The sequence below is a fragment of the Burkholderia sp. LFS061 genome (assembly GCF_047978125.1).
Taxonomy (GTDB): domain Bacteria; phylum Pseudomonadota; class Gammaproteobacteria; order Burkholderiales; family Burkholderiaceae; genus Burkholderia; species Burkholderia pyrrocinia_C.
The window spans coordinates 1-494 of record NZ_JBFPFS010000147.1; the positions used below are offsets into that span (position 1 = coordinate 1).

1 pseudogene is annotated in these 494 nt (G+C 60.7%); it reads right to left on the reverse strand.

The window, feature by feature from the left end:
• Positions 1–259: 259 nt before the first annotated feature.
• Positions 260–494, reverse strand: a pseudogene (locus tag ACNQQL_RS36095) (IS5/IS1182 family transposase); the annotation flags it as partial.

Here is a 494-nt window from a genome sequence, read left to right on the forward strand (position 1 = left end):
GCCGGATCGTCAGGCCAAGGTTCAGGTCGGTCTGTTTCATGTCCTGATTGTCCACGGCAACCGACCTGTTGAACATGCGGGCCTTCGCCAGTTTTGAACATCATCCCTAGCAGGCTGTTGACCAGCGCCGCGTTTTGATGCCCGGGGCACTGATTAAATGGATTTCGTATGCGATTGGCCGCCGAGTTGCCGATAGATCGTCGTGGCTGCTTCGCTGGCGAGCGGGATTGCCGGCGCGTTGCCGCGCTGCTCGGGCAAGTCATTGCATCGCTCCTTGCGGTACCACCGTCAGCATTCGCGCAATTCGAGTCAGGTTGCTTGCCAGCATCGTCAACTTGAGTGCTGGTCGACCCGTTTGACGCCGCGATACACGGTCTGTCGAAGCATGACGCCCAGGCACGCAACCGAGCAGGCGCAACGCATTGGCGCGTTCGGCGAAGCCGTCGGCATGGCTCACCACGGCACCGACCACCAAGCCCGAACGGTTCTCCATC